This window comes from Bacillus sp. 7_6_55CFAA_CT2, assembly GCF_000238655.1.
Taxonomy (GTDB): Bacteria; Bacillota; Bacilli; order Bacillales; family Bacillaceae_G; genus Bacillus_A; species Bacillus_A cereus.
Genome location: NZ_JH414710.1, coordinates 1 through 22,679, shown reverse-complemented (window position 1 = coordinate 22,679; position 22,679 = coordinate 1). Strand labels below are relative to the sequence as shown.

Below are 22,679 nucleotides of genomic sequence, written 5' to 3'. Positions count from 1 at the left end.
CTTTTTCTATTATATATGAGTTCTTTCAGAAATTATATTTAAAAGACTTGAGAAAAAGGAGTTTTTTCTTCCAATTATATTTCCAAATGATCGGAGACATCCTTTATAAACCTTTGAATAAAGTCTTGCTCTTCTTTCGTATATCCATCTAAAAGTAACAACCACTTTTCTTCAGCTTGCTTATGCAATTTTTCATGAGCTTTATATATTTCATTCCCACTTTCCGTTAAGCGGAAGAAGATTTCTTTTTGATTATCTAACATTTGCATCTTCTCAACGAATTGCTTTTGAAACAACTTTGTACAAATTTTAGAGATTGCTCCCTTCGTCATGCCCATTTCTGTCGTAATTGCCGTTACATTCATCAAACCATTTTTTCCGATACATTCGATTACATGTAACTCAGATAAAGACATACTACTTACACCTGTCTCACGAAGAAACTTCTCGTTTTGTCGTTTTAAATGTTCTTCTTTTTTATGCAAAAGTGTACGAATGTCCGACAGTATTTCCATTTGCTTCGTTGCATGCTTCAATCCGTTCGCCTCCTAAGTTTCCGAAGAAACAATTTAACTATATACCATTTTAAAATTATTTTTTCATCTTTACAAGTGAGAAAATCATGTTAAAATAAATTTAGTTTCCTAGGAAACTAAATTACAAGGGGGTTAACAAGATGAAAAAATCTAAACTAAATTTCATTTTATATGTTATCTGTATTAGTGCCTTATTCGGTTCCTTCGCTCAAAATATTTACACACCTATCTTACCGATGATTCAAAATTCTTTTCATACTTCTCTTTATCTTGTAAATGTAACAGTTTCACTTTTTACATTCGTTCTTGCGATTATGCAGCTCATATATGGCCCTTTAATTGATACAAAAGGGAGAAAATCTGTCCTTATTCCTAGTTTAATTATTAGTACGATTGCTTCAATCGGATGTGCTTTTTCGGCAAACATTTATTTATTTCTCTTTTTTAGAGCTGTTCAAGCTATAGGAATAGCGGCTATACCTGTAGTTTCAGCAACGATTATCGGCGATTTATTTGAAGGAAAAGAACGCGGAGAAGCGATGAGCCTATACCAAATGTTACTTGCCCTCGCACCTGCAATGGCTCCTCTCATAGGTGGTTATCTTGGCAGTATAAATGGTCACTTATCTGTATTTCTCTTTTTATCTACACTTGGCATTATCTTATTAATGATAAACATTTCACTACTTCCAGAAACAAAGCCAAATGTAATTAAGCAGTCTAAAGCACAAAAGAATTACTCTCTTATCTTAAAAAATAAAACTGGATTTTCTATTACTCTTATTGGCTTCATTCAATTTTGTATTTACTTTTGCTTTCTCGTTTTTTTACCGAGTATTTTAACAAATTCATTTCATTTAACTGTAAATAAAATTGGTCTTATGTTTGTACCAATGTCTCTTTCTATCATGCTAGGAAGTTTTTGCTACAAGTTTTTGCAAAAACGCCTCACAACAAAGCAAGCTTTATTTATTACGAGTTTCTTCAATATTATATGTGTCGTTTTATTCTCTTTCACATATAGCATCAATATCCCCTTCATCATTATCGTTACATCTTTGTACGGTTTTAGTATGGGACTTTCTATGCCAACTCACACTACTTTATTAACAGAAGAATTCATACAAGAGCGTGCAACAGCTATCGGTATATACAACTTCATCCGCTATCTTGGTATGGGTACAGGGCCACTTATAGGTGGATTTCTTTTATTTAACCAAAATTACTTTTGGATTTTCTTCCTAGGCGCAATTATGTTTTTACTTGTAATCTTATATGCAATGAAAATGCTAAGTTTTCATGCTGTACAAAAATTAAAATAGAGCCCCCAAAATGTCGGCTCTATTTTACCCTCTTTGATCCGCAACAATATGAATATCAATATACTTTGTTTGTCTCATAATTTCATTTACAATAGAGCCTTTTCGTATTTCTTCCCACCTTGTTCTTGCAGATTGTCCAAGTAAAATTTGCGTCACTTGTAATCTTCTTGCGACTTCAATAATAACATCCGCTGGTTTTCTCCCTTTCGCCTCTTCTAATACAAAACTCGCATCAAATTGATTGGTTAACGATTTCCACTCTTCAATCGTCTGCTTTTTTCCAGCTGAAATAGAATCTATATTTTCCCTCTCAACGTTTAATACGTACAATTCAGCATTTAACCGATCAGCCATGCGCCATCCCCGTCTTATTAATTTCTCCGCTGTTGAACTGTATTGTACACAAACGAGAATTTTTTCTTTTACGCCAATTGGTTCTATTACTGTTTGGCTAATTTTCTCGTCCATATCATCAGCAACTTCTCGAAGTGATAATTCCCTAAGTGCTCCTAAATTATTAAGTGTAAAGAAGTTTTGTAAGCTTTGCTGAATTTTTTCTTCTTTATATATCTTTCCGTCTATTAGTCTCTTCCTTAATACCTCAGGCGTTGCATCAACGAGCTGAATTTCATTTGCTTTTTGTAAAATAAAATCTGGAATTCGTTCTCTTACTTTTACATTCGTAATTTGAGCTACAATATCATGAACACTTTCTAAATGTTGAATATTAAAAGCTGATAATACCGATATACCAGCCTCTAACAATTCCTGCACATCCATATAACGTTTCTTATATTTAGAACCAGGAACATTACTATGAGCAAGTTCATCCACTACGACTACTTGCGGCGCGCGTTTTTTTATTCCTTCCACATCAAGCTCATAAAATACCTTTCCTTTATACTGTATTTCTTTTAAAGGAACTTTTTCTAAATCAGCAATTGCTTCTTCCGTCTCTTTTCTTCCATGCGTTTCAATTAAACCAATTACAATATCAATTCCATCTTTTTTCATTTCTCTTGCATCAAAGAGCATTTTATAACTTTTTCCTACGCCTGGAGCTGCTCCGACATATAGCTTTAACTTTCCGCGATTTTGCTGACGAATATATTCTAAATATTCCTCTGGCGTTCGCCTTTGAAACTTCGGTTCATAATCATCTGCATACAAAATAAACACTACCTTTCATTCGAAACAACGTTACCTCAATCCATTAGATTGAGGTAGCACTGTTACTATTTCAGTAGTTTCTGTAATTCTAAATTTAACTTTAAAACGTTCACGCGATCTTCTCCAAATAAACCAAGTGCTGCACCTTCTGTTTGATCTTTAATCAACTGATCCAGCGATTCTTTCGGGATTCTCGTTAATTTCGAGATGCGCTCTACCTGTACGGAAGCCGCCTTTGGACTAATATCCGGATCTAGCCCTGAACCTGAATTTGTCATTAAATCTATCGGTACTTCTGTGACTGGAACAGTGGGATTTTTTTCCTTCCAGTCCGCAATACTTTTCTCTACTCGCTTTGCTAAATCTGGATTAGATGGTGCATAGTTATTTGAACCAGATGCTTCAGCCTTATATTCAATACTAGAAACACGCCCTTGAAAATAACGTGGATCCGTGAAGTTTTGACCAATTAATTTAGAACCAATCACTTCATTTTTATCATTATATATTAGACTTCCATCCGCATTATCCTTCATCACTGCTTGTGCAATACCAGTAACAATAAGTGGGTATACAAGTCCACACAATACTAGAAATGTAAAAGTAATACGGATAATTGGTGATAGTATACTTTGTTTCTTCTCCATCTTTTTCCCCTCTTCCTTATATAAACAAGCCGACAATCATATCAATTACCTTAATTCCAATGAACGGAACGATAACTCCACCAAGCCCATAAATAAGTAAGTTTCGGCTAAGCAATGCATTAGAACTCATCGGTTTATATGCAATACCTTTCATCGCTAACGGAATGAGTAATGGAATAATAACAGCGTTAAATATTAATGCTGATAAAATCGCTGACAGTGGTGATGTTAATTTCATAATGTTCAATGCTTCCATTTGCGGAATCGCAAGTGTAAACATTGCTGGAATGATTGCAAAATATTTCGCTATATCATTCGCAATACTAAACGTCGTTAAAGCACCTCGCGTCATTAATAATTGCTTACCGATTCCTACAACCTCAATAATTTTCGTTGGATTCGAGTCTAGATCAATCATGTTGGCCGCTTCTTTCGCTGCTGTCGTACCACTGTTCATCGCTAATCCAACGTCGGCCTGCGCTAATGCCGGAGCATCATTTGTACCATCACCTGTCATCGCTACAAGTTTCCCTTTATCTTGCTCTGCTTTAATAACAGCAATTTTATCTTCCGGTTTACACTCAGCAACGAATTCATCTACTCCAGCTTCTTTTGCAATCGTTGCTGCCGTTAACGGATTATCACCTGTACACATAACCGTTTTAATCCCCATTTGGCGTAACTGTTCAAAACGCTCACGCATACCCGGTTTTACTGTATCCTTTAAATAAATTAAACCGTAAATACGATTATCTACTGCAACTACAAGTGGTGTTCCGCCCTCTTTTGAAATTAAGTCTGCTTTTTGATTTACATCTTTCGGAATTATTCCGCCTTGTGACTCAACCCATTCAATAACGGCACCTACAGCACCTTTTCTCACTTTCGTTCCGTCTTGTAAATCAACACCACTCATTCTCGTTTCTGCTTTAAACGGAACAAACTCACCTTGTTCTGCAAGTTCTCTATTATATGATATAGATTTTCCCTGCACATACTCGATAACAGATCGACCTTCTGGTGTTTCATCTAAAACAGAACTAATAGCGGCCCACTTTCCAACTTGCTCAATCGTTTCATTTCCTACAGGTAATAATGTATGAGCCATTCGATTCCCAAAAGTAATCGTACCTGTTTTATCTAAAATAATTGTATTAATATCGCCCGCAGCTTCTACTGCTTTCCCTGACATCGCTAACACGTTAAATTTTGTCACCCGGTCCATCCCAGCAATACCAATCGCTGATAGCAAACCACCAATTGTCGTTGGAATTAAACAAACTAATAATGCAACTAGCACAGCAGTATCAATTTGAAACCCTAAATAATTTGTAAAAATCGGCAACGTCACAACGACGATCAAGAAAATAAGAGTTAAGCTCGTTAATACTGTATTTAAAGCAATCTCATTCGGCGTTTTTTGACGAGCAGCTCCTTCTACTAAAGAAATCATTTTGTCGATAAATGATTCACCAGGATTACTCGTAATGACAATTGTAATTTCATCACTTACGACCATCGTTCCACCTGTTACGGAACAAAAATCACCGCCTGCTTCTTTTATAACAGGAGCTGATTCCCCTGTAATTGCAGATTCATCTACAGATGCTAATCCTTTGATTACTTCGCCATCATTCGGAATCATTTCTCCTTGTTTTACGATAACAACGTCACCTTTTGTAAGATCAGTTGCTGAAACTTGGACAATGTCTCCATTTTCTTTTACAATATTTGCAAACACATCTTTCTTCGACTGCTTTAAAGAATCGGCTTGCGCTTTACCACGACCTTCTGCTAATGCTTCTGCAAAATTCGCAAATAAAACTGTAAATAATAGAATGAGAGAAACTGTTATATTAAACCAACCTGGTATACTACTAGAACTACTTGGAAGAAAAGATAAAATGAACGTAATGATAAATCCAATTTCCACAACGAACATAATCGGATTCTTTATCATGACTTTCGGATTCAATTTCGCAACGGATTGCTTCATCGCATGTGTTACGATATCACGATCCATCGTTTTCGCTTGTCTAACTTCATCTTCTACAGCATGTATTTGTGACTCATTTAATTGTTTTTCTTTTACTACTACCGGTCTCATCATTTACCCTCCATTACTTCAATGTAAGAAATTCTGCAATTGGACCGAGTACTAACATCGGGAAGAATGTTAATGCACCGACAATTACAATTGTTCCGATGAAGATGCCACCAAATAAACTATTATCTGTACGGAACGTTCCGACTGTTTCTGGCACTACCGTTTTTTCTTTCAGCGAAGCTGCCACTGCTAGCATCGTAATTAAACTGAAGTAGCGTCCTAAAAACATAACTAAACCAGTCGTAATATTCCAAAACGGTGTATTATCTCCTAATCCTTCAAATCCAGATCCGTTATTCGCAGCTGACGATGTATATTCATATACAACTTGCGTTAAACCATGAAAACCGGAATGAGAGATAGCATCCGTCCCTAAATTTGTTGAAAGAGCTAATGCCGAAAATCCTAAAATGAGCAATGGATGAAATAAAATCGTGACCGCGATTAATTTCATTTCCTTACCTTCAATCTTTTTACCTAAAAACTCTGGTGTCCGTCCAACCATTAACCCAGATATAAACACCGCGATAATTGCATACATAATAATGTTTACAAAGCCTGCTCCAACGCCGCCATACACTGTATTTAACATCATATTTACAAGTGGAACTAGACCGCCAATTGGTGTTAACGTATCATGCATCGTATTAACAGCCCCAGTTTCAGCAGCTGTCGTTACTGTTGCGTATAGTGAAGAAAATACTGTTCCAAATCGTACTTCTTTCCCTTCTGTACTTCCTTGTACATGTTCGATACTCATTCCATTTAATGCCGGGTTCCCGTTTAGTTCAGATGTCGTAATCGTTATAAACCCTAGTAAAAATACCATAAATAGTGACACGAAAAGGATGCGACCTTGTTTTTTATTTCCTACCATTCGTCCGTACGTAAATGGAAGTGCTGTTGGTAATAACATCATAAGCATCATTTGCAAAATATTACTCATTTGTCCTGGATTTTCAAAAGGATGCGTAGAGTTTGCTCCGAAAAATCCACCGCCGTTATTTCCAAGTTCCTTAATGGAAACAAATGATGCAACTGGTCCACGTAATATACTTTGCTTTGCACCTTCAATCGTTTGTGCTGTAACCGCTCCATCTAACGTTTGCGGTACGCCAAGTGCGACAAAAACTAGTGCCGCAATAAATGCGATAGGAAGAAACACTCTCGTTAACGCTCTCGTAAAATCAACGAAAAAGTTACCAAGTTCTTTTCCAGCAAGTCCTCTTATAAAAGCCATAACGAGCGCCAATGTCGTTGCTGGTGCCGCAAACATTAAAAATGTAATCCCGATTAATTGTGATAAATAGGATAAACCATTTTCACCGCTATAATGCTGTAAGTTTGTATCAGCCATAAAACTAATCGCTGTATTAAAAGCGAGCGTAGGCTCCATCCCTTCAATATGCGCTGGATTTAGCGGCAACACACCTTGTAATCTGAAAATGAAATATACAATAACAATCATAAATCCGTTGAGTAAAACTAATGATAATGCGTACTGTTTCCACGTTTGATTGTATTCTTTTACACCCGTAATTTTAAAAATAAGTTTTTCAAAAGGCCCGAATACTTTATCTAGCATTTTGCTACCTTGAAAAGCTTTTTCTAAATAAATCCCCATTGGCTTTGCTACTAAAATAAACAAGAGCATTGTAATAATGACTGCAACCCAAATCATAATGAATGATTCCCCCCTAATTAAAACTTCTCTGGATTTAATAATGCATACACTAAATACACTGTAATTGCTGCGACAATAACTGATAAGACAATCATCATGATTGCTTTCCTTCTTTCACAACTTTATCTGACCAACTTGCAAGACTTGCCATTGATGCAACTAATAAAATAAAAATCCCGACCATTACAACATCTAACATAGCTATCCCTCGCTTTGTTTTTGTTAAAATTTACCATCTGAATATTAAAAAAGAACACTGAGCTCTACTCAGTGTTCAAAAAATGAACAACAAAAAGTAAACCTCCTCTCTAAACGCTTACGAGGTTAGCTGTCGGATTCGGGCCTAAAGAGTAGCCCTACTTTCAAAACTGAAAGATTCACCCCAAGTGACGATGCACAAAATTGGTTCCCCCGCTCCATTTCTGGAACTCAGCGATTTTAGGTTTTTTTGGAAATTTTATGAATGATTTATGAGAGTAAATATACTCCTCTATATTTCACTTGTAAAGGGGTAAATTACTGAAAATAATAATATTTACATTCATTTAAACGCTTACATTGAAGATTATTACTATTATTTCATCTATTTTCTTTATTTCTCTTCTCTTTTCTTAAAAATGACCTTTTAAATATGAAATAAAAAGAGCGAATGAGATGAAGTGCATAGCTTGTTGCACTCAGCATTCGCTCTTTTTATTCAACCTTTATTCTCCTCGTAAAAATGCACGTAAATTTCTCCCGCGAATATAAACTTGTGTCAATTCTGCATGTAGCTGCTCATACTCGGTAATATCCACCTCTAAATACAAAGCATCTTTTGATGGTAATATAATATACGGCCCTGGAAAAAGGGGATCGATCTGAACCAATTCTTGAACTCGCTCTACCGATACTGCCCAACGATTTGCTATATCTCCAAGTAATAATACCTTCATCATTTCTCCCCCCGCCCTATTACAAAAAATAAAAAAGAAATATTATCACAATTTGTAAACACGACAAACTTAGCTCCAATTGTTTCATAGAGCCTCGCTGGATATCGTTTATTCCTTGTAACAACAGTAATAGGTGCTTGAAAAGAAAAGCGAATGTGTTCTGTAGAAAAAACTAACGATTGGAAGCTCATCCCCTAGTAAAATCACCTTCTTAATACACTCACAAATACTAGTAAAGTCCTGCTCCTTACTGCAGCTATAAGTCCAATCAAACCCACAATTCCTAACTTCAGCCGCTATCTCTTCATTTGCTGTAAAAATAATTAACTCATGTTGAAATGATACTAGATCTCTTAAACTATCTACCTTACTTTCTTCTCCAACACAAATAAGTGTTAGTTCCATGTACCTCATCCTCCTTAGTATAAAAGAAATCAAACATAGATTGATATTCTCCTATACTAATCAGATCGATGAAGTGATGTATCCATCATGGCACCGTCCTCTCTCAAGACGCTTACGAAGTTAGCTGTCGGATTCGGACTTTGAGAGTAGCCCTACTTTCAAACTTGAAAGATTCACCCCTAGTGCCTACGCACAAATTGGTTCCTCCGCTCCATAATTGGACTCAGCGTTTACAAAAAATGTATTCTGGCTGATATATTACTCCTGTATTTTGAAAAAGTAAACAGAAAAAAAGCCAGTTATAAAACTGGCTTTTCACTTACCTATGCACGCGTTCTATTCACTTTATATGCAAAATGATTCGTCGGTCCATGGCCACTACCAATATTCAATGGCTCTTCAATTGCTATACTAATAAATCGTTTTGCTTCTTGAACAGCATCTTGAATTGAGTATCCTTTCGCAAGTCCTGCTGTAACCGCTGAAGCAAATGTACACCCACTTCCATGCGTTTGCTTTGAAGGAATTCGCTCGCTTCTAAACTCAATAAATTCTTCTCCATCAAAGAGGAAATCAATTACTTCATTACCTTGATATTCTGCATGTCCGCCCTTCATAAGCACATATTTAGCACCTAATTCGTGCAATACTTTTGCAGCTTCCTTACTATCTTCAACATTATGAATCTCCATCCCAGTTAACACTTCTGCTTCTGGGACATTCGGTGTTATAACAGTTGCTACTGGTAATAAATATTCTTTTAATGCTTGAACTGCTTCTTGCTGTAATAATGATGCACCGCCTTTTGCAATCATAACGGGATCTAACACAATATTATTCCAGCCAAACTTTTTAATTTGTTCTGCAACAATTTGAATTATTTCACTACTAAATAACATTCCTAGTTTCACTGCATCTGGTGTTAAATCCGTACCAATTGAATTCAACTGTTCTGTAATACCTTCTAACGGAACAGGATATACCCCTTGAACGCCAAGCGTGTTTTGAGCAGTAATCGCCGTAATAGCCGTCATTCCGTATACACCAAGCTCTTGGAATGTTTTTAAATCTGCCTGAATTCCAGCACCGCCGCCGCTATCAGACCCTGCAATTGTTAAAGCTTTATTCACTTTCATCCCACTCATCCTTTTCTATCCAAAATAGCGATGATAAATCGTTTTTGCTTCGCTTATATCTTTCGTTCCATGTACGAGCACACGGCCATCTTTAAAGGCGACTAACCTCTTGTCTTCAATAGAAAATGATAGTAAATATGGATTTATATTTAAATCATTCACACGACCTTCCAACAACTCTTTATATTGTTCAAAATTTATTTCATCTTTATGAGGTGGTCTAATTTGAACTGTATTTCGCCCGCATAAAACTACTGTTTTTGATATGTTCTCTTTATTTAAATACGGATATAATGCATTCTCTCCGCATGAAGGACAATTATGCTGGCGAAGCTTTTGCACATTCATACATGAATACTCATTCTTCCACATATCAAACGATACAAGCCCATCTCGAAGTGATTCGTAATCTTCTACTAACAGTTTAAGAGCTTCTGTTACTTGATGAGAAACGACAAGAGATACAGCAGGTGATATAATACCCGCTGTATCACATGTTGCCCCGCCAAGCGGAATCGACTGTAATAAACATGATAAACATGGTGTTTTACTAGGAAGGATTGTGTAAGAAAGACCGTAACTACCTACACATGCACCGTAAATCCATGGAATAGAATATTTTTGTGCTATATCATTCACAATAAAGCGTGTTTCAAAATTATCAGTCGCATCAATAATTACATCAACATTTGTAACAAGTTCTTCTAGCTCTTCAGCTGTTACATCTTGAACGAGAGCTTCTATTGTTACATCACTATTAATCTCTTCTAAACGTTTTTTAGCCGCTATAGCTTTTGGAAGATTATTCTTTACGTCGCTCTCTGCATACAATTGTTGTCTTTGTAAATTACTCCAATCTACATAATCACGGTCAACAATTGTTATCTTGCCAACACCTGCTCTTACAAACATCTCTGCATTTGCACTACCTAATGCACCTGCACCGATAATAAGCACATGCTTTTCTCTTATCTTTTGCTGTCCTTCTTCTCCAATTGGAGAAAATAGTTCTTGGCGAGAATATCGATTATTCAACTACGCTCATTCCTTCTAAAGGACTACTTGCAGTTGCACAACGCTTGCGTGCAATACGACCTGCTTCAAATCCTAAACGGCCTGCTTCAATACTTAATTTCATTGCTTGTGCCATTTTAATAGGATCTTTTGCTCCTGATACAGCTGTATTTAATAACACGCCATCTGCTCCTAATTCCATTGCAAATGCTGCATCAGCTGGGCTACCAATACCGGCATCAACGATAACTGGTACTGTTGCTTGTTCAATAATGAAGCTCAAATTTAATGGATTTACAATACCAAGTCCTGATCCGATTGGAGATGCTCCTGGCATAATCGCATGCACGCCAAGCTCTTGTAATTTACGTGCTAATACAACATCATCAGATGTATACGGAAGTACGATAAATCCTTCTTCCAGTAACATTTCAGATGCCTTTAACGTTTCTACCGGATCAGGTAATAACGTTCTATCATCACCAATAACTTCTACCTTTATCATGTCACAAAGCCCAGAGGCTTTTGCTAATTTTGCAATACGAACAGCCTCTTCAGCGTTTTTTGCTCCTGCTGTATTTGGTAATAACGTATATTTTTTCACATCAAGTTTCTCTAATAAATTAGGTTGCTTTGCATCAAAGATATCCATACGACGTACTGCAAACGTTAAAATTTCAGCTTCAGAAACGTCAATTGCCTTTTGCTGTACGTCAAAATCAGGGAATTTACCTGTTCCTAATAAAAGTCTAGAATGAAATGAAAATGGTCCAATGTTTAACATAATCAACCGCCTCCTACGAAAGTTACAATCTCAATTTGGTCTCCATCAAAAACAGATGTATCTGTATGATCATCTTTTTGTAAAATATCTTTATTACGCTCTACTACAACAATTCTGTTATCTAACTCTAAATGTGTAAGTAGCTCAGCTACTGTTTTTACACTCGCTGGCACTTCAATTTGGTTACCATTAATTTTTAAATTCAAACTTCCATCCCCTTTCTAAACGCTTCTAGAAAGCAATGAATCTAGCAAATGATTCTCTTGCTTTCCTTCTATTAAATCGGCCATATATTGACCAGAAATAGGACTTAATAAAATACCGTTTCGATAATGGCCCGTGCAAGCATATAAACCTTTTATTTCTTCATGCTCTCCCATATAAGGAGCTTCATGATTCGATTGTGGTCGTAATCCTGCCCACGTGCTTTCCCATTCTGCTTCTTTTAAAGCTGGCAATATTGTATAAGCACGCTCTAATATAGAAGTTATACTTTCTGGCTGCACAGTTTTATTGAACGTATGTGGCTTCATTGTTGCCCCAATTACGTAACGTCCACCGCGCTTTGGAGTAATGTAAAATCTTTCTTGAAAAATAGGTGCTTTTAAAAGTTGTTTTCTACTTCTTACCGCAACCACTTCTCCTTTAACTGGATATGTACCCCAATCACGGTGAAAATAACCTAGTAACTTCGTGCTCCATGAACCACCTGCAATAACGACTTTCTCACATGTGACAATACCTTCACTTGTAATAACTCCAGTCACTTTATTATTTTCAATACGGATATCAAATACTTCTGCCTGTTCATATATATCAGCACCGGAAATTGCCGCAGAATGTGCGAATGCTTTCGTAAGCTCTGGTGCAATAACATGACCGTCTTTCGGATAATATACTGCTCCTATAATAGATTCGGATAGATATGGCTCTTTTTCCCGCACATGGTCTCCCGTTAGAAAATAAGAATCTTCACCTGTTTTCTGCTGCCAATCCATAATGTGAAGAATTCTTTCCTTCTCATCTGCATTTTGAGCAATACGATAAATTCCTTTTTCTTCATATCCAATATCAATACCCGTCTTTTCACGTAAAACTGCTGCAAGTTGTGGAAATATAGCACGGCTTTCTCTAGCAAGTTCAAATAGCGGATCATACGCATCCCATTCTGCCTGAACACCAAGTAAACCAGCAGCTGCTTTGGAAGCTTCCGATGCAATACTTCGCTTCTCCACAATCGCTACTTTATGTCCTCTTTCTGCTAGAAAATGTGCAACTGAACTGCCAATTACACCACCACCAATAATCGCTACATCATACTTCTCACACATGTTTTTCCGCCCACTTTCTTATTGATTCCTTATAAGATTTCGCTTTGCTATACGGGTTACTACTACTTACAATTCCAGACATAACTGCTATACCACTTACACCGTTAGTAAGAACATCCACTGTGTTTTCTGGGGTAATTCCTCCAATTGCTGTAATCGGTATAGATAAACACCTTGCAATGTCTGAAATTTCTTCAAGCCCTCTCGCTGGCACACCTTTTTTACAATCTGTCGGAAATACATGGCCATAAACGAGTGAATCCGCTCCATTTTTAAAAGCTACTATTGCTTCATCTAGCGAATGCACAGAATAACCGACATGCAAATACGAAAACTTTTCTTTCACTGACTTTACATCTGTACTTCGATATCCTAGTTGAACACGAGGTATATTTAATAAAATTGCAATATCAATTCGATCGTTTATGACAATTTTAGAAGCCGGAAAGCCCTCCATTAATAGACTTTCCACACCTTCATATAATTCCTTCGTACTCTTCTCACGCTCACGAATATGCAAATAATCAATCTCACTCTCAATTTGCATCGCTACATCCACTAACTCTTCGAATGGCATATGGCCATTTGAGATTACGTGGAGCTCATTTTTCATATTCATTCGCCTACTTTAAAATATTTTCGAATAGTTCATCGGCTGGGACGGTTTCTTTCGTCATTCCTTTGTCCTTCAGCCACTTATTTTGTTTCTCCCAAGATTCTTTTGAATCTGATAAGAATGGCTCATCTTTCGTTTCCATCTTCTCTAATAAAATTTTCATACTTTCCTTTTCAACTTCTGGCACAAGTGGGAAGTTTTCTTTTTCTTGATGATTTAATAAAATATTCAATGCTTCATCGGGGTTTTTCTTCATGAAATCATAGCCCTTTTTCGTACCACGTAAGAAAGCTTGCAACGCTTCTTTATCTTTTTTCAACGTTTTATCACCTGTTACAAACACAAGCTCATGGTAGTTTGGTACTCCGTAATCAGCTGGATTAAAGTACGCTGGTTCATGGCCTTCATGACGCATAACAGGTACTTCATGGTTAATGTATGCCCCTGTTACCGCATCTACTTTCTTCGTAATTAATGCTGGTACTAAATCAAATCCAACATCAACTACTTTCACTGTATCAGGATTACCACCAGCTTCTTTTACCATCGTTTTTAAATACATCTCACTTAAAGGTGTTCCAGAGTATCCTACTGTTTTTCCTTCTAAATCTTTCGGTGATTGAATGCCCGCTGATTTCAGTGATACAACATGATTTAATGGTGAACGTACGACAGCTCCAATTGATTTCACTGGAATTTGCTCATTCGCTCTCGCCATAACAACATCTGGCTGATAATACAAGCCAACTGTTACCTTCCCTGCTGCTGCCAGCGTTAATGGATCAGTCGGATTAGAAGGGAATTTAATATTTACCTTTACACCTTCTTCTTTAAAGTATCCTTTTTCAATTGCTGCATAGATAAAGCTATGTACCGCATTTGGATACCAATCTAACATGACTGTTATTTCTTTCTCTTTTTTACTTTTGTCTGATGCTGAATTACTCGAACATCCTGCAATTATTGCAATTAATAATGTAAACACAAAGATGCGCTTTAAAAATTTCATGAATACTTCCTCCAACTAATGAATTTCTTTTCTAATATGGAAATAATTACGACGAAGAAAATAGCTAATAATGATAACAATACAATAGGTGCAAATACGCCAGCTCCATCTAACTGCGTCATCATTCTCTTACTGAAATATCCAAGCCCAGCTTGTGCACCGAGCCATTCTCCAATTGCTGCTCCGATAACACTAAGCGGAACTGCAATTTTTAAAGCTGAGAAAAAATAAGGAAGAGCAGACGGCAACTTTAATTTAAGAAAAATATCTCTTTTTGTTGCTCCATATGTAACTAAGAGCTCCTCCCATTCTTTTTTCGTACTACGCAGTCCATCATACGTATTGACCGCAATTGGGAAAAACGTAATTAAAACTGTGACAACAACCTTACTCCAAATTGTGTATCCAAACCATAAAACAAATAGCGGAGCAAGCGCAGTAATCGGAATCGTTTGTGAAGCAACTAATAATGGATAAAATGCTCTTTCCATCCATGTACTCGCATTCATTAACATCGCTAGCCCTACACCTAATACGATAGAAATAACAACACCTATTAAAACGACGTATAACGTTGCAGGTAAATGAACCGTAAATAATATGTCTTTTAGTTTCCATATCTTCATTACAATCGCAGACGGTGACGGTAAAATGTACATCTCATCTACAATTCTTGCTCCTATTTCCCACACAGCTAGTAAAATACTAGAAAGTGTAATAGCAGGAACTAATTCTTTCAATCGGTTCATCACACAAGTACCTGCCTTTGTAACATACTAAGAAGCTCATCTTTCAGCGCTAATACTTCCGGTTTATATAAATCTTTTCGTGTTCTGTTATGATCAAGTGGTACAATCCGCTCAGTCAAAGTCGTTATCGGCTGCTGTTCCACTACTAAAACTCGGTTCGAAAGAAATAACGCTTCTTCAACATCATGAGTAATGAATAAAATTGTTTTTTCCCACTCTTGCCATTGTTCAAACAGCCATTCTTGCAAAGAGGCCTTCGTTAAAGCATCTAACGCACTAAATGGTTCATCTAACAGCAATATTTCCCCGCCTGTTAATAATGTTCGAATAAAAGATACGCGTTGCCTCATACCACCAGATAAATCTTTCGGATGTTTTGTCTCATATCCTTGTAAACCAAATTTATATAACAGTTCCTTTGCCTTTACTTGTGCTTCTTTCTTTTGTACACCTTGGCACTCTAGCGGCAGAGCAGCATTCTCAATAATTGTTCTCCACGGCAAAAGCATATCTTTTTGCGGCATATATCCTACAGGATGGTGCTTTGTTTCTGTCAGTTCTATCTTTCCAATACTTACCTTCTCTAGGCCTGTAATAAGGCGAAATAAAGTACTTTTCCCACATCCACTCGGTCCGATAATACTGACAAACTCTTTCTCATGTATAGAAGCATTTAATTCATGGATGATTGGTTTCTCATCGTAATGAAAAGAAACATTATGAAACTGTAGTATGTTCTTGCTCCTCAAATCCCCACATCTCCTTACGATAGGACATATCCCAGAATAAATATTCAAATCGACTGGAATATAAGAAAATCTCCTCTAATCTTTCTAGTTCTGTCTCAGACTTTCCAACTGCCATTTTATTTAATAAATCTATTAACCAAATACACAGATTACCGTATTCTTCCGAACTATATCCTTGAATCCACTCACCAAAAAACTCATGATCTCTTGCTCCAGGAATATCATTTAAACGCTTTCCAATTTCCCAATAGCTCCACATACATGGAAGAAGCGCTGCTATTAATTCCGCAAGTGTGCCATTTTGAGATACAGACATCATGTAATTTGTATAAGCTAAATTTTTAGCAGATGGTTTCGCAGACTCTATCTCCTCTATAGAAATTCCAAGTCTTTTTGCATATTGTTTATGGATTGTCATTTCGCCATTTAATATTCCATCAATTTGTTCAGCGAACTTTCCCATTACTTGTGGATTCGTTGCTTTTACAACACCAATCGCATATAACTTTGCATAATCTAGCAGATATAAATAATCTTGAATAATATAATACTGGAATTTATCTTTTTCTAACGTGCCATCTCCCATACCCACTACAAACGGATGATTATGACTCATCTCCCAAACCGGTTGCACAGTTTCTAATAATCTATCGCAAAATTTCATTTCTCTATCCCCTTTCAATATATGTATCTAAATAAAAAACCACTTCTATATATAAGAAGTGGTTACAGCAAATAAAGTTATACATTTATTCGATGTTCCACTTCCCTTCGCTAGTATTACCTAGATCAGGTGTTGTAAGGGTTAAGGATTATTCCTCTCTCAGCAAATCAAGCACCCCTAGTGGTTTCAATATGAAATTTTTAAATAAAAAAGCCCCGTTTCTATACGCAAAGAAACGGGGACTCATTGTTAGTGTCCGAATTGCTTCCCTACGCTAGCATAATCTAGATCAGGTAATAAAAAGGATCAAAGGCTTACGGCCTACTCTCAGCTGGCAACACCAGCTCTCCTAGCAAACTATAAAATTATCACTGTCAGTATAACACCCTAATAAGACATCATCAACTTTTTTAATTTTCTTAATTATCAACATAATATCAAAGTTATACAATACATACATTCTATTTTAGAAAATAAAACCCCAATTAATTGCATAAGAAGGAATCATTATCCTCAAAAAATTTATTTTTATATTGATTTCATATTACATTTATGTGAATACACCCACTATATTATATCTTTATACTATAATAAAATTACAACTATACAACTAGAGGAGGTCTCTATTCCATGAATATGAAAGCTACTGCTTTAACAGCAACTACTGTAGCGATTGCTTCTTTACTTCCTTCTATGGGTGAAACAAATGTACAAAAAGCAAACGCTGAACAATTATCTAATATTAAAACTGGGTATGTCAAAGTCGATCAAGTAGCATTACATACAGAAGATAACGTAAAAAGCACATCAATTGATACAATTCGCTTTAATACAAAAGTGAACATCCTTGAAACAACTAATGAGTGGTATAAAGTATCTGTTCATAATAAAGTAGGTTATGTACAAAAAGATGCTATTTTACTAAAAAACAAACTTCATTCTAATGATCAATACATCGTTAATGCTAATGCATTAAACGTTCGCTCTGAACCTAATTTAGAATCTTCCATTTTAGATGTATTACCAAATGGCAAGTTTATTACCGTTCAAGAAGATCAAGGCGAATGGTATAAAATATCGCATAATGGCCAAACAGGTTACGTACAAAAAGCATTCATCTCTAATGGTTCACAACCCTTAGTAAAAGGAATCACCGTTCAAAGTAATACAAAATATACTGTTGCAACACCTAATCTAAATGTACGTAGCAACGCTAGTACAAGTAGCGCTCTACTCGGTTCATTACAAAACGGTACACAAGTACAAGTAGTAGAAACTGTAGGAACTTGGTATAAAATTCGTTTTGGCACAGGATACGGATATGTAGCAAAACACTATGTAGTACAAAATCAACCACAAGCTAAAACAGATCAACCTTCATCAATTCCAGCTGCTTTCAAATTCCCTGCTCAAGGAAGAATTAGCTCAACCTTTGATATACGCTGGGAACAAATGCATTATGGTATAGATATTGCCGCTCCAGGAAACGTCTCTATCCAAGCTGCTGCTGCAGGTAAAGTTGTGAAATCTTATTATTCAGCTAGCTATGGCAATGTTGTTTTCATTGCGCATCAAATCAATGGGAAATTATATACAACTGTTTATGCTCATATGAAGGATCGCACTGTACAAGCTGGTGATCAAGTACAAACTGGACAATTAATAGGTCATATGGGAAACACAGGTCATTCATACGGGCAACATCTTCATTTTGAATTACATAATGGAGAATGGAATTTTGAAAAAACAAATGCAGTAAATCCACTGCCATATTTAGTTAGGTAAATTGTATGCCACGCAATATACCTCTTATAATTGAATACGTAGCCTTTTTAGGTTTAATCTGCTGTTTAATCATTTACAATACAAACATTGTATTTTTATCTATTATTATTGCTTTTGTTGCATTAGAAATTATGATGGAATCATTTCAAGTGCAACTAAAACAAAAAATTGCCCATATTTATAATGCTATTTTTCTTTTGAGTGCTCTCATAACAAATATAATTAGTAATGGCTTTTATTTATCTACTGTATTTCCAGTATTCTTTATGGCTGTTTTATTATTTGTAGCTAGATATATTAATGTCCCTTATAAACAAAAACAAGAACAAGAAGCTTAGAAAGAGGAGACACTGTGTACCAATCTTTCAAAGATACTCCAATAAAATACATATTGAATTTGTATAAGAAAGCCAATACTTTTTTTGGTATACAAGGAAGTTATACTGAACAACTTCTCCTATATGGAATGTTGTTTCTTGTCTTAATCACTTTCTCCTTGTTTTACTAACAAAAAAGGATCTCACATAAACTGGAGATCCTTTTTAATTTATATTAATTTTTCATATCGAAAATATTGTTTATCCACAAGCATATTTTTCATAAATAAAGCTCAGATTATATTTTTTCTCTAAGCTCATTCGTTGTTCGTCATCGCACCAATAGAAAAGAATATCATGAATCGTTGCGTAACGCTTATTTTTAAGAAATAGCCTAAAGAATGATGGTAAACAATCATGTAATTGTATAAATATATAATTGCGTAGTGTTTCTTCTTTATATTCAATTCCCTTACAAATATACAGTAATTCTTCACAATAATATGCATGCTGTGGAACTTGTATCATTTCGAAAAATGGCACATAAGATAGTAGCTTTCCAATAAAATGACCGTATCGATCCATTACTCCTATCGTCATATGCTCCATCATTTCTTTCATCACATATAAATAATCATCTACATGCGTTGTCTTTAATGGGTCTAAGCGATCGGAAATTTGAGATAATACAGCTCTTTGACATGCTAAAACTGCCTGACTAGGTCCATAATATGATAGGAAATCTGTACACTTACGATATTTACGTAATAAATCATGTGTATACAAATCATATACAAAAGTATTACAATACATTGCTAAACTCATCATATCACTATTTAATTGCTCTTTTGATAATGATTTCGCTCTCTTGCACATATAAAAGAATGTAAATTCCAATACTTCTTTATGAGATAATAAATGTTTACAATCGGTTATACACTTCTCATTAAATTTAACTCTATCCCAAATTTCAATATCCCTATCTGTCAATTCACCTATACGATATTTAATAATTAAATAATTTAAAGCAACTGATTGCGTCAAAAGATCCCATGTTTCATATTCCAATGAAGTATGAACAAACTCAGCTAATCCTTGCGCTATCATAAAATCATTTGCCTCTTCATACCAACCAATCTCTTGGCATAAGCGAAGAATACGCACTAAAGTTGGAATTTCATCTTTATGAAACTGCGGTAATTTCTTTGCTTTATTCATGCCATATACGATAAATGCCGCTAAATTTTCTTCTTTATAAAATTCTTTTTCTTTCCATACTAATATAGTTCGTTCTTTCCCCTCACCTTTTGGGTGACAAGGTACAAGCAAAGAAAATAATTCAGCGAAATTATTTGGTTCTATATATGTATCTGTAACCAAATTCCAATTTGGATCGCCCTGTACAGCCTTCATATAATTCCCCTTCCCTTTTCATCTATGTAGGAAATATTAATTTATTATCGCACCACTAAAAATTAATATTGTTATATTCAAAATCTCTCATAATACTTATATCTATCAGTATATCATCTTTTCTCTTATTAAAAATGAAGAATAACAAATTAAAAAAAACTGTCGAAATTATTAACCGTATCCTTATTATATAATGTCTCAGATACATCACGCTAACATATTAGTTTAATCCATATATGCTAGAATAATGTATCTGAACTTTATATATAATTTAGCTCTTTATGAGTGACCATTAGACTCTCGGTTAATAAAAGTTTCAATTTACTCTGTATGCTCTGAGATTTCGCTCAAGGCAAATCCAGCTTGATCATCTGCTGATTCCCTTATAGCTAAATCTCCTAGTGCTAACATGCCAATAAGTTGACCACTATCAACTACTGGTAATCGTCTAATTTGATGCTGTGCCATTAGCTCTGTAGCTTTTTCAATAGAATCATCTGGAGAAACTGAGATAATATTTGTTGTCATTACATTTGTAATTTTATTAGATCCAGGATGTTTTTCAGCAATCCCTCGAACGACTAAATCACGATCAGTAACAAGCCCAACAACTTGCTCATTTTCAACAACAGGAATTAATCCAACTGATTCTTCCTTCATTTTAACAGCTGCCTCATATACATTGTCTAGCGGTGTACAATGTACAATATGGGTACTCATTAAGTCTCTAACTCGTGTCATTATTTATTTCCTCCTTTTTATACATACCATAGCTTTTCCAAAATTCCTTTATTTATTTCTGGAAAGTAACGTAATAAAAAGGATTAACAAAATAAAAAAGAGCCAGCATAATGCTGACTCTTTTTTGTATGACCCGTACGGGATTCGAACCCGTGTTACCGCCGTGAAAGGGCGGTGTCTTAACCACTTGACCAACGGGCCATGGCTCCGCAGGTAGGACTCGAACCTACGACCGATCGGTTAACAGCCGATAGCTCTACCACTGAGCTACTGCGGAATAATATATGGTGGGCCTAAATGGACTCGAACCATCGACCTCACGCTTATCAGGCGTGCGCTCTAACCAGCTGAGCTATAGGCCCATATACTTTACAGGGGCAGTAGGAATCGAACCCACACTGGAGGTTTTGGAGACCTCAGTTCTACCTTTAAACTATGCCCCTAAATGATGCCGGCTAGAGGACTTGAACCCCCAACCTACTGATTACAAGTCAGTTGCTCTACCAATTGAGCTAAGCCGGCATAAAAAAAATGGTGGCTCGGGACGGAATCGAACCGCCGACACGAGGATTTTCAGTCCTCTGCTCTACCGACTGAGCTACCGAGCCAACATAAATGGCGGTCCCGACCGGGGTCGAACCGGCGATCTCCTGCGTGACAGGCAGGCATGTTAACCACTACACCACGGGACCATTTGGTTGCGGGGACAGGATTTGAACCTGCGACCTTCGGGTTATGAGCCCGACGAGCTACCGTGCTGCTCCACCCCGCGACAATATAAAGTTTTAAAAAATGGAGGAGGTAGAGGGATTCGAACCCCCGCGCGACTCTCGCCGCCTGTCGGTTTTCAAGACCGATCCCTTCAGCCGAACTTGGGTATACCTCCATGAAGGAAAAACAAATATTTTATTATTATATGTCTAAACCATTAAAGAAAAAATGGAGGAGGTAGAGGGATTCGAACCCCCGCGCGATTCTCACCGCCTGTCGGTTTTCAAGACCGATCCCTTCAGCCGAACTTGGGTATACCTCCGAGACATATATTAAATAAAGTGGAGCCTAGCGGGATCGAACCGCTGACCTCCTGCGTGCAAGGCAGGCGCTCTCCCAGCTGAGCTAAGGCCCCATGTTTTTTGGGAATATCGGGAAGACAGGATTTGAACCTGCGACCCCCTGGTCCCAAACCAGGTGCTCTACCAAGCTGAGCCACTTCCCGTTAATAAAAGCGCGCCCGAGAGGAGTCGAACCCCTAACCTCTTGATCCGTAGTCAAACGCTCTATCCAATTGAGCTACGGGCGCATATGGTGCCGAGGGCGGGGGTCGAACCCGCACGGTGGTCACCCACCGCAGGATTTTAAGTCCTGTGCGTCTGCCTGTTCCGCCACCCCGGCATGTCATATTGAAAATTGGAGCGGAAGACGGGATTCGAACCCGCGACCCCAACCTTGGCAAGGTTGTATTCTACCACTGAACTACTTCCGCAAGACATGTATGAGTTTATTTATTAAAGTGCGGGTGAAGGGAGTCGAACCCCACGCCAAAGGCGCTAGATCCTAAGTCTAGT

General features: G+C 36.7%; 23 protein-coding genes, 15 tRNA genes, 1 pseudogene and 4 riboswitches. Of the genes and pseudogenes, 3 read left to right on the top strand and 36 right to left on the bottom strand.

The window, feature by feature from the left end:
- Nucleotides 1-74 precede the first annotated feature (74 nt).
- Nucleotides 75-536 carry a MarR family transcriptional regulator gene (locus tag HMPREF1014_RS15715; protein ID WP_000679678.1) on the bottom strand — a complete coding sequence of 154 codons (462 nt, stop codon included), beginning with the start codon at nucleotides 534-536 and terminating at the stop codon, nucleotides 75-77.
- Between the two features lie 140 nt (nucleotides 537-676).
- Here HMPREF1014_RS15715 and HMPREF1014_RS15710 point away from each other — a divergent pair, with 140 nt between their 5' ends.
- The gene (locus tag HMPREF1014_RS15710; protein ID WP_000748709.1) at nucleotides 677-1,858 is read left to right on the top strand and encodes an MFS transporter; all 1,182 of its coding nucleotides are present in this window, start codon (nucleotides 677-679) and stop codon (nucleotides 1,856-1,858) included.
- Nucleotides 1,859-1,882: 24 nt separating this feature from the next.
- Here the strand turns inward: HMPREF1014_RS15710 and kdpDN are convergent, their stop codons facing one another.
- The 18 genes and pseudogenes from kdpDN to tenA form a co-directional block, all read right to left on the bottom strand.
- On the bottom strand, nucleotides 1,883-3,037 hold the full coding sequence (kdpDN, locus tag HMPREF1014_RS15705; RefSeq protein ID WP_001999108.1) for a KdpD-like non-kinase potassium sensor: 1,155 nt from the start codon (nucleotides 3,035-3,037) through the stop codon (nucleotides 1,883-1,885).
- 56 nt (nucleotides 3,038-3,093) lie between these two features.
- Nucleotides 3,094-3,675 (bottom strand): K(+)-transporting ATPase subunit C, encoded by a 582-nt coding sequence (gene kdpC / locus HMPREF1014_RS15700; RefSeq protein ID WP_000412597.1) that lies wholly within the window; start codon nucleotides 3,673-3,675, stop codon nucleotides 3,094-3,096.
- Nucleotides 3,676-3,691: 16 nt separating this feature from the next.
- Nucleotides 3,692-5,782 carry a potassium-transporting ATPase subunit KdpB gene (gene kdpB / locus HMPREF1014_RS15695; protein WP_001247998.1) on the bottom strand — a complete coding sequence of 697 codons (2,091 nt, stop codon included), beginning with the start codon at nucleotides 5,780-5,782 and terminating at the stop codon, nucleotides 3,692-3,694.
- 13 nt (nucleotides 5,783-5,795) lie between these two features.
- Entirely contained in the window at nucleotides 5,796-7,463 is a 1,668-nt protein-coding gene (kdpA, locus tag HMPREF1014_RS15690) for a potassium-transporting ATPase subunit KdpA (protein ID WP_000638319.1), read from the bottom strand.
- A 20-nt stretch (nucleotides 7,464-7,483) separates the two neighbouring features.
- The gene (kdpF, locus tag HMPREF1014_RS15685) at nucleotides 7,484-7,561 is read right to left on the bottom strand and encodes a K(+)-transporting ATPase subunit F (protein ID WP_223153441.1); all 78 of its coding nucleotides are present in this window, start codon (nucleotides 7,559-7,561) and stop codon (nucleotides 7,484-7,486) included.
- The gene (locus tag HMPREF1014_RS15680; protein ID WP_000887894.1) at nucleotides 7,561-7,665 is read right to left on the bottom strand and encodes a SipW-dependent-type signal peptide-containing protein; all 105 of its coding nucleotides are present in this window, start codon (nucleotides 7,663-7,665) and stop codon (nucleotides 7,561-7,563) included. Before HMPREF1014_RS15680 ends, kdpF begins: the two co-directional genes overlap by 1 nt.
- Before the next feature lie 100 nt (nucleotides 7,666-7,765).
- Nucleotides 7,766-7,911: riboswitch (cyclic di-AMP (ydaO/yuaA leader) on the bottom strand.
- 259 nt (nucleotides 7,912-8,170) lie between these two features.
- Nucleotides 8,171-8,404, bottom strand: a complete 234-nt coding sequence (locus tag HMPREF1014_RS15675) for a hypothetical protein (protein ID WP_001985933.1) — start codon at nucleotides 8,402-8,404, stop codon at nucleotides 8,171-8,173.
- Nucleotides 8,401-8,806: pseudogene (locus tag HMPREF1014_RS15670) on the bottom strand (hypothetical protein). Before HMPREF1014_RS15670 ends, HMPREF1014_RS15675 begins: the two are co-directional and overlap by 4 nt.
- A 93-nt stretch (nucleotides 8,807-8,899) precedes the next feature.
- Nucleotides 8,900-9,045: riboswitch (cyclic di-AMP (ydaO/yuaA leader) on the bottom strand.
- An 84-nt stretch (nucleotides 9,046-9,129) separates the two neighbouring features.
- Nucleotides 9,130-9,942, bottom strand: a complete 813-nt coding sequence (gene thiD / locus HMPREF1014_RS15665; RefSeq protein WP_000867377.1) for a bifunctional hydroxymethylpyrimidine kinase/phosphomethylpyrimidine kinase — start codon at nucleotides 9,940-9,942, stop codon at nucleotides 9,130-9,132.
- A 15-nt stretch (nucleotides 9,943-9,957) separates the two neighbouring features.
- Entirely contained in the window at nucleotides 9,958-10,977 is a 1,020-nt protein-coding gene (thiF, locus tag HMPREF1014_RS15660) for a thiazole biosynthesis adenylyltransferase ThiF (RefSeq protein WP_001065421.1), read from the bottom strand.
- Nucleotides 10,970-11,740 carry a thiazole synthase gene (gene thiG, locus HMPREF1014_RS15655; protein ID WP_000931981.1) on the bottom strand — a complete coding sequence of 257 codons (771 nt, stop codon included), beginning with the start codon at nucleotides 11,738-11,740 and terminating at the stop codon, nucleotides 10,970-10,972. The genes thiF and thiG overlap by 8 nt, the downstream gene beginning before the upstream one ends.
- Before the next feature lie 2 nt (nucleotides 11,741-11,742).
- Nucleotides 11,743-11,946, bottom strand: a complete 204-nt coding sequence (gene thiS, locus HMPREF1014_RS15650) for a sulfur carrier protein ThiS (RefSeq protein WP_001049502.1) — start codon at nucleotides 11,944-11,946, stop codon at nucleotides 11,743-11,745.
- Nucleotides 11,947-11,961: 15 nt separating this feature from the next.
- Entirely contained in the window at nucleotides 11,962-13,071 is a 1,110-nt protein-coding gene (thiO, locus tag HMPREF1014_RS15645; protein ID WP_000333316.1) for a glycine oxidase ThiO, read from the bottom strand.
- A complete protein-coding gene (gene tenI / locus HMPREF1014_RS15640) occupies nucleotides 13,064-13,684 on the bottom strand; it encodes a thiazole tautomerase TenI (RefSeq protein WP_000787155.1) in 621 nt (206 codons plus the stop codon). Before tenI ends, thiO begins: the two co-directional genes overlap by 8 nt.
- A gap of 10 nt (nucleotides 13,685-13,694) precedes the next feature.
- Nucleotides 13,695-14,696, bottom strand: coding sequence for an ABC transporter substrate-binding protein (locus tag HMPREF1014_RS15635; RefSeq protein ID WP_000670416.1), 1,002 nt, complete (start codon nucleotides 14,694-14,696; stop codon nucleotides 13,695-13,697).
- Nucleotides 14,693-15,445 carry an ABC transporter permease gene (locus HMPREF1014_RS15630; RefSeq protein ID WP_001080856.1) on the bottom strand — a complete coding sequence of 251 codons (753 nt, stop codon included), beginning with the start codon at nucleotides 15,443-15,445 and terminating at the stop codon, nucleotides 14,693-14,695. Before HMPREF1014_RS15630 ends, HMPREF1014_RS15635 begins: the two co-directional genes overlap by 4 nt.
- The gene (locus HMPREF1014_RS15625; protein WP_001256788.1) at nucleotides 15,445-16,194 is read right to left on the bottom strand and encodes an ABC transporter ATP-binding protein; all 750 of its coding nucleotides are present in this window, start codon (nucleotides 16,192-16,194) and stop codon (nucleotides 15,445-15,447) included. Before HMPREF1014_RS15625 ends, HMPREF1014_RS15630 begins: the two co-directional genes overlap by 1 nt.
- Nucleotides 16,163-16,858, bottom strand: a complete 696-nt coding sequence (gene tenA, locus HMPREF1014_RS15620) for a thiaminase II (RefSeq protein ID WP_000666830.1) — start codon at nucleotides 16,856-16,858, stop codon at nucleotides 16,163-16,165. The genes HMPREF1014_RS15625 and tenA overlap by 32 nt, the downstream gene beginning before the upstream one ends.
- An 85-nt stretch (nucleotides 16,859-16,943) precedes the next feature.
- Nucleotides 16,944-17,047, bottom strand: a riboswitch (TPP riboswitch).
- 60 nt (nucleotides 17,048-17,107) lie between these two features.
- A riboswitch (TPP riboswitch) is annotated at nucleotides 17,108-17,219 on the bottom strand.
- 269 nt (nucleotides 17,220-17,488) lie between these two features.
- On the opposite strand from tenA, the gene HMPREF1014_RS15615 reads away from it, so the two are divergent.
- Together HMPREF1014_RS15615 and HMPREF1014_RS15610 are read left to right on the top strand one after the other, a co-directional pair.
- Nucleotides 17,489-18,643, top strand: a complete 1,155-nt coding sequence (locus HMPREF1014_RS15615; RefSeq protein ID WP_001056032.1) for an SH3 domain-containing protein — start codon at nucleotides 17,489-17,491, stop codon at nucleotides 18,641-18,643.
- 5 nt (nucleotides 18,644-18,648) lie between these two features.
- Nucleotides 18,649-18,981 carry a hypothetical protein gene (locus tag HMPREF1014_RS15610; protein ID WP_001137821.1) on the top strand — a complete coding sequence of 111 codons (333 nt, stop codon included), beginning with the start codon at nucleotides 18,649-18,651 and terminating at the stop codon, nucleotides 18,979-18,981.
- A 240-nt stretch (nucleotides 18,982-19,221) separates the two neighbouring features.
- Here HMPREF1014_RS15610 and HMPREF1014_RS15600 read toward each other — a convergent pair whose 3' ends face one another.
- The 17 genes from HMPREF1014_RS15600 to HMPREF1014_RS15520 all read right to left on the bottom strand — a co-directional run bounded on the left by HMPREF1014_RS15600 (nucleotide 19,222) and on the right by HMPREF1014_RS15520 (nucleotide 22,597).
- Nucleotides 19,222-20,373 carry a DUF3965 domain-containing protein gene (locus HMPREF1014_RS15600; RefSeq protein ID WP_000648912.1) on the bottom strand — a complete coding sequence of 384 codons (1,152 nt, stop codon included), beginning with the start codon at nucleotides 20,371-20,373 and terminating at the stop codon, nucleotides 19,222-19,224.
- 321 nt (nucleotides 20,374-20,694) lie between these two features.
- Nucleotides 20,695-21,114: a CBS domain-containing protein gene (locus HMPREF1014_RS15595; protein ID WP_000199009.1), complete on the bottom strand. Its 420-nt coding sequence runs from the start codon at nucleotides 21,112-21,114 to the stop codon at nucleotides 20,695-20,697.
- Between the two features lie 129 nt (nucleotides 21,115-21,243).
- Nucleotides 21,244-21,315 (bottom strand) — tRNA-Glu (locus tag HMPREF1014_RS15590).
- 1 nt (nucleotide 21,316) lies between these two features.
- Nucleotides 21,317-21,391 (bottom strand) — tRNA-Asn (locus HMPREF1014_RS15585).
- Nucleotides 21,392-21,399: 8 nt separating this feature from the next.
- Nucleotides 21,400-21,476, bottom strand: a tRNA-Ile gene (locus HMPREF1014_RS15580).
- A 10-nt stretch (nucleotides 21,477-21,486) separates the two neighbouring features.
- A tRNA-Trp gene (locus tag HMPREF1014_RS15575) sits at nucleotides 21,487-21,557 on the bottom strand.
- A 6-nt stretch (nucleotides 21,558-21,563) separates the two neighbouring features.
- Nucleotides 21,564-21,636, bottom strand: a tRNA-Thr gene (locus HMPREF1014_RS15570).
- A gap of 10 nt (nucleotides 21,637-21,646) precedes the next feature.
- A tRNA-Phe gene (locus tag HMPREF1014_RS15565) sits at nucleotides 21,647-21,722 on the bottom strand.
- An 8-nt stretch (nucleotides 21,723-21,730) separates the two neighbouring features.
- Nucleotides 21,731-21,806, bottom strand: a tRNA-Asp gene (locus HMPREF1014_RS15560).
- Nucleotides 21,807-21,809: 3 nt separating this feature from the next.
- Nucleotides 21,810-21,886: transfer RNA gene (locus HMPREF1014_RS15555), tRNA-Met, on the bottom strand.
- A gap of 21 nt (nucleotides 21,887-21,907) precedes the next feature.
- Nucleotides 21,908-22,000 (bottom strand) — tRNA-Ser (locus HMPREF1014_RS15550).
- A 54-nt stretch (nucleotides 22,001-22,054) separates the two neighbouring features.
- A tRNA-Ser gene (locus HMPREF1014_RS15545) sits at nucleotides 22,055-22,147 on the bottom strand.
- Nucleotides 22,148-22,167: 20 nt separating this feature from the next.
- Nucleotides 22,168-22,240, bottom strand: a tRNA-Ala gene (locus tag HMPREF1014_RS15540).
- Nucleotides 22,241-22,256: 16 nt separating this feature from the next.
- Nucleotides 22,257-22,330: transfer RNA gene (locus HMPREF1014_RS15535), tRNA-Pro, on the bottom strand.
- A gap of 10 nt (nucleotides 22,331-22,340) precedes the next feature.
- Nucleotides 22,341-22,414, bottom strand: a tRNA-Arg gene (locus HMPREF1014_RS15530).
- Nucleotides 22,415-22,417: 3 nt separating this feature from the next.
- Nucleotides 22,418-22,506 (bottom strand) — tRNA-Leu (locus tag HMPREF1014_RS15525).
- A gap of 16 nt (nucleotides 22,507-22,522) precedes the next feature.
- Nucleotides 22,523-22,597: transfer RNA gene (locus HMPREF1014_RS15520), tRNA-Gly, on the bottom strand.
- Nucleotides 22,598-22,679: the final 82 nt, after the last annotated feature.

Bases quoted from the DNA above. Each gene is read 5' to 3' on its own strand.
- HMPREF1014_RS15630 (WP_001080856.1), bottom strand. From the start codon at position 15,445: ATGAACCGATTGAAAGAATTAGTTCCTGCTATTACACTTTCTAGTATT.
- kdpB (WP_001247998.1), bottom strand. From the start codon at position 5,782: ATGAGACCGGTAGTAGTAAAAGAAAAACAATTAAATGAGTCACAAATA.
- thiO (WP_000333316.1), bottom strand. From the start codon at position 13,071: ATGTGTGAGAAGTATGATGTAGCGATTATTGGTGGTGGTGTAATTGGC.
- HMPREF1014_RS15675 (WP_001985933.1), bottom strand. From the start codon at position 8,404: ATGATGAAGGTATTATTACTTGGAGATATAGCAAATCGTTGGGCAGTA.
- HMPREF1014_RS15635 (WP_000670416.1), bottom strand. From the start codon at position 14,696: ATGAAATTTTTAAAGCGCATCTTTGTGTTTACATTATTAATTGCAATA.
- HMPREF1014_RS15600 (WP_000648912.1), bottom strand. From the start codon at position 20,373: ATGAAGGCTGTACAGGGCGATCCAAATTGGAATTTGGTTACAGATACA.
- tenA (WP_000666830.1), bottom strand. From the start codon at position 16,858: ATGAAATTTTGCGATAGATTATTAGAAACTGTGCAACCGGTTTGGGAG.
- kdpF (WP_223153441.1), bottom strand. From the start codon at position 7,561: ATGATTGTCTTATCAGTTATTGTCGCAGCAATTACAGTGTATTTAGTG.
- HMPREF1014_RS15710 (WP_000748709.1), top strand. From the start codon at position 677: ATGAAAAAATCTAAACTAAATTTCATTTTATATGTTATCTGTATTAGT.
- HMPREF1014_RS15610 (WP_001137821.1), top strand. From the start codon at position 18,649: ATGCCACGCAATATACCTCTTATAATTGAATACGTAGCCTTTTTAGGT.
- HMPREF1014_RS15680 (WP_000887894.1), bottom strand. From the start codon at position 7,665: ATGTTAGATGTTGTAATGGTCGGGATTTTTATTTTATTAGTTGCATCA.
- kdpA (WP_000638319.1), bottom strand. From the start codon at position 7,463: ATGATTTGGGTTGCAGTCATTATTACAATGCTCTTGTTTATTTTAGTA.
- thiD (WP_000867377.1), bottom strand. From the start codon at position 9,942: ATGAAAGTGAATAAAGCTTTAACAATTGCAGGGTCTGATAGCGGCGGC.
- kdpC (WP_000412597.1), bottom strand. From the start codon at position 3,675: ATGGAGAAGAAACAAAGTATACTATCACCAATTATCCGTATTACTTTT.
- HMPREF1014_RS15615 (WP_001056032.1), top strand. From the start codon at position 17,489: ATGAATATGAAAGCTACTGCTTTAACAGCAACTACTGTAGCGATTGCT.
- HMPREF1014_RS15595 (WP_000199009.1), bottom strand. From the start codon at position 21,114: ATGACACGAGTTAGAGACTTAATGAGTACCCATATTGTACATTGTACA.
- tenI (WP_000787155.1), bottom strand. From the start codon at position 13,684: ATGAAAAATGAGCTCCACGTAATCTCAAATGGCCATATGCCATTCGAA.
- thiG (WP_000931981.1), bottom strand. From the start codon at position 11,740: ATGTTAAACATTGGACCATTTTCATTTCATTCTAGACTTTTATTAGGA.